The sequence below is a fragment of the Pseudomonas sp. GM49 genome (assembly GCF_000282355.1).
Lineage (GTDB): Bacteria > Pseudomonadota > Gammaproteobacteria > Pseudomonadales > Pseudomonadaceae > Aquipseudomonas.
The window spans coordinates 1-4,061 of sequence record NZ_AKJL01000169.1 but is presented as its reverse complement, the minus strand read 5'-3'; the positions used below and the strand labels follow the sequence as shown (position 1 = coordinate 4,061).

Here is a 4,061-nt window from a genome sequence, read left to right as displayed (position 1 = left end):
CCACGCCCGCGGCGAGGCTGGTGATGACCACGGCGTCCACGCCCGCGGTGAGCCTGGCGACGACCATGGCGTCCACGTCGGTGGCGAGCCGGGTGACGACAATGGCGAACATGTCGGCGGTGAGCCGGGTGACGACAATGGCGTCCATGTCGGTGGCGAAACCGGCGACGATAACAGCCGGATCTGAAGCAGCTTGTTGACCTCATACAAAACCCTGGGGACCGGTTTTGTATGAGGCACTGCAAAAAATACGCTTGCATTTATGGGATTATTTCCCACGTGGCTATACTGAGGTTATCTATCCAGGAATCCGCTGAATGCAATCGTCCACGCTGCCTACTTCGCTCCTCAAAGCCTTGCGGCATGTCATGCGGCCGCTGGTACGCTTGATGCTGCGCAAAGGCGTCACCTACCTGGTGTTTGCCGACCTGCTCAAGGAGGTTTTCGTCGAAGTGGCGGACCGTGAGTTCCGTCTGGGCGACAAGGCACCGACCGACAGCCGCATCAGCCTGCTCACTGGCGTGCACCGCAAGGATGTACGGCGCTTGCGCAACACCAGCGACCCCGCTTCTTCGACGCTTCCGGAAAACATCACGTTCGGTGCGCAACTGGTCAACGCCTGGACCAACGCGCCCTTTTGTAACGACGCCGGCCAGCCATTGCCACTGCCTCGATTGGCCAGTGTCGGCGGCGACCGCTCCTTTGACGCCCTGGTGGCGAAGGTCAGTACGGATATCAGGGCGCGGGTGGTGCTGGACGAGTGGCTGCGCCTGGGCGTCGTCCGCCTTGACGAACAAGAGCGCGTGCACCTCGAAGCCCAGGCCTTCGTGCCACAAAAGGGCTTCGATGAGAAAACTGCTTACCTGGGGCATAACCTGCACGATCATGCCTGCGCTGCGGTACACAATCTGAGCAGCGAAGGTCCGGCCTTTTTTGAACGCAGCGTCCACTATGACGCGCTGGCCCCGATGAGCGTCGAGGCGCTGCGCGAGGCCGTTGCCAGCGAGGGGATGCAGGCCCTGTTGAGCTTCAACCGACTCGCAGCCGAGCTGGAATTCCGCGATCTGCCCAGTCTTGAACCGCGCCAGCGCATCACGGTCGGTTTGTACTTCTACACTGAAGCTTCCGATCCCGATTCACCAACGGCCCCTAAGCCATGACCGTCAATTTGCGCCTGATTCGTGCAATCGCCCTCGCTCTGGGCCTCGGGCTTCCGATTGTGTTGCAAGCCGCCCCGGCCTGTGTCAGCCAGAATGACGCGGGCATCAGTGAGGTGCCGGTCATCCAGGCTCCGGGGGGAACAGGCGGCACGGGCGCAGCGCCTGGTGGCATGGGCGGTACCGGCATCAGCACTGACAACGGCGGGGTGGGCGGTACCGGCGCACCACTGAAAAAGCGCCCTGGCGGCATTGGCGGCACCGGTGCTGTTGCAGGCGGCGTTGGTGGCACAGGCATCAGCGATGACAACGGAGGGATCGGTGGCACCGGCATTGTCGGCACCATCACCGGGTTCGCTTCGATCTGCGTCAATGGCGTGGAAGTGCACTTCAGCAATAACGTTCCTGTCAGCGAGAACGGCATTGCCACCACCAGCACCCAGCTGGCAGTCGGCCAAGTGGTTGCCGTGGAAGCGTTCAATTCCAAGCGAGGTCTGGAGGCCGGGCGCATTTCTATCCTGCACGTATACGAAGGCCCCTTGACAGCCCTGCCCCGAGATTCCATGCCCATGCGTGTCATGGGGCAACCGGTGCGCCTGGCCAGCGGTGCTCAAGTCGCTGCCGGTCTGCGCCCGGGTGATCCCGTGCGGGTCAGCGGGCTGCGCGATGCCCGTGGTGACGTGGTAGCCAGCCGCATCGACCGGGCGCCCGGCCTCAAGGAGGCCAGTGCCATCGGCCCGGTGGATCGCAGCGGCTATCTCCAGGGGCTCAAACTCAGCAATCACCAAGGTCCGGCGCAGGAAATGCTGGTGCGCGGCCAGTGGTCCGGCCGCGAGCTGGACGTGACCCAAAGCCGCCCGGATCCGAGCCTGCCCTTCATTGGCCGGGTACACAATGCGGTGATCGAGGGCTTGGTACAGGGCCGGCAGGACCACCGTTTGATGGTGGGTGGCTTTAATGTGACGTTGGCGCGCGACACCGTGTTTGTCGGTGTGCAGCCTTCGGAGCTGGCGCTGGATCGACGGGTGCGGGTCAACGGCGTGTTTACCGGCGCGCGGGACGTTCAGGCCACGCGTATCGAATTACCCCGCGAGCGCTCCGATTCACCTGCCAGCAACCAGCATGGGCGACCCCGAGCCGGCGAGCAAAACACGGACGACTCGAGTGGCTCGAGCAACTCGGGCGGTTCCAGCAGCTCCGTCAACTCCGGCAACTCCGGCAACTCCGGCAACTCGGGCAGTGACAGGAGTGGCCGCTCCGACAGCGAAGTCCGCATCGGTGACGATACTGGTCACGGGGGCAATGACGGTCATGGTGGCGGCGACCAGAGAGAAAGCTTGGACAGGTCCGGCAAGTCAGAGCGTGTCGAGAAGGTCGAGCAACCCGACAAAGTCGAGAGGGTAGAGAAGGTAGAGAGAGCCGAAAAGGTCGAACGCCCAGAGAAAGTCGAGAAAGTCGAACGGCCAGAAAAAGTCGAGAAGGTAGAGAAAGTCGAGAAGGTAGAGAAAGTCGAAAGGGTCGAGAAAGTCGAGAAGGTTGAGCCGGTTGAAAAAGTCGATCACTCTGGCAGGTCGGGTTAAACAGTGCAGGCATGATGCACTATCGTCATAAGTAACTAGGCTGGGTATGTCACGCAACAAAGCATGCGTGTGAACTTCGATGACGGAACACACGAGGTGAACATGAACCCCAGGCGCATCCTGCTTGTCGGTTTACTTGCCAGCCTGGCCTTGCCGGCCCTGGCCGATACCTTCTCGACCTCGATCGGAACCGACTACTCTCGGGGCGACTATGGCACCGGTACAACTTCCGAAACCTGGTACGTCCCGCTGGTGGGCAAATACCAGACCGGCCCCATGACCTACAAGCTCACTGTGCCTTGGCTGCGTATCACCAATCCTTCGGTCGGCCCTGACGGCGAGCCGTTACCCGGCGGCTGCGGCAAAGTGGAAAGCGGTTTGGGCGACACCATCGCCGGTGCCGACTATGCCGTTCTTGACGGCAGCGTTGGCGGGCTGTTCGTGGACCTGATCGGCAAGGTCAAGTTGCCCACGGCTGACGAAGACAAATGCCTGGGCACCGGCAAAACCGATTATTCCGCCCAGGTCGACGTCGCCAAGGCCTTCGGCCCTGTGACCGGGTTCGCCACTCTGGGCTGGAAAAAATTCGGTGACCCGTCGGGCTCCAACTTCGACAACCCGATATTCGCCGGCCTGGGCTTGGCCATGCCCGTGTTCGCGCGCACCACGGCGGGCGTGTCCTACGACTGGCGGCAGAAGGTCGTATCCACGGGCGACCAGATCAAGGAACTCACCCTGTTCCTCACGCACAAGCTCAATCAGAACTGGAAGTTTCAGTTGTATGCCGTCAAGGGGTTTTCCGACGCTAGCCCGGATGGCGAGGCTGGACTGGTGTTCAGCCACACCTATTGATACCCGCCTGTTTCCCTGCACTGATGCGTTTCACCGCCTCCACTCAGGCCATCGCCTGCTGCACACCCTGTTCGGTGACGCCGACCAGGAGGTTGTCATGCCCGTGAGGATCATCGCTTGGTCCTGATGTTCGGTCGTTGACACTCAGGCTGACAGGGCTAATCTAAAAGGGTGTGGGAATATTTCCCACGGAACGATACCGGCTGGCTCTGAGGGATCGTGCGGGTACCGCAGTTGCTCGTGATTGCTACAAATTTTTGGCCGTGCCGGTTGGCTGGCCGCTCCAGTGGGCGGCCGGGAACTCACTGGACATTGCGTTCGATACGGAGATGACGGCGCAACTCCAAGCGGAGGTGCATCATGGTACTCAAGAAATGTTTGTTGGCTCTGGCAATTGGCGGGGTCCTGTCGGCATCGACTGTCCTGGTGCCTGATTACATCGGTAGTTTCTCCAGCGTGTATGCCAAAGATG

At 61.3% G+C, this 4,061-nt stretch carries 3 protein-coding genes and 1 pseudogene; all 4 read left to right on the top strand.

Going from position 1 to position 4,061, the window contains the following annotated elements; genetic code table 11:
- Nucleotides 1-187: pseudogene (locus PMI29_RS32635) on the top strand (hypothetical protein); the annotation flags it as partial.
- Nucleotides 188-317: 130 nt separating this feature from the next.
- On the top strand, nt 318-1,160 hold the full coding sequence (locus PMI29_RS13375; protein WP_007998758.1) for a DUF6502 family protein: 843 nt from the start codon (nt 318-320) through the stop codon (nt 1,158-1,160).
- Nucleotides 1,157-2,737, top strand: coding sequence for a DUF5666 domain-containing protein (locus PMI29_RS13380; RefSeq protein ID WP_007998755.1), 1,581 nt, complete (start codon nt 1,157-1,159; stop codon nt 2,735-2,737). Before PMI29_RS13375 ends, PMI29_RS13380 begins: the two co-directional genes overlap by 4 nt.
- Nucleotides 2,738-2,839: 102 nt before the next feature.
- Entirely contained in the window at nt 2,840-3,589 is a 750-nt protein-coding gene (locus PMI29_RS13385) for a hypothetical protein (protein WP_007998753.1), read from the top strand.
- The last annotated feature ends 472 nt before the right edge of the window (nt 3,590-4,061 follow it).

Coding starts and splice junctions, on each gene's coding strand:
- PMI29_RS13375 (WP_007998758.1), top strand. CDS start 318: ATGCAATCGTCCACGCTGCCTACTTCGCTCCTCAAAGCCTTGCGGCAT.
- PMI29_RS13380 (WP_007998755.1), top strand. CDS start 1,157: ATGACCGTCAATTTGCGCCTGATTCGTGCAATCGCCCTCGCTCTGGGC.
- PMI29_RS13385 (WP_007998753.1), top strand. CDS start 2,840: ATGAACCCCAGGCGCATCCTGCTTGTCGGTTTACTTGCCAGCCTGGCC.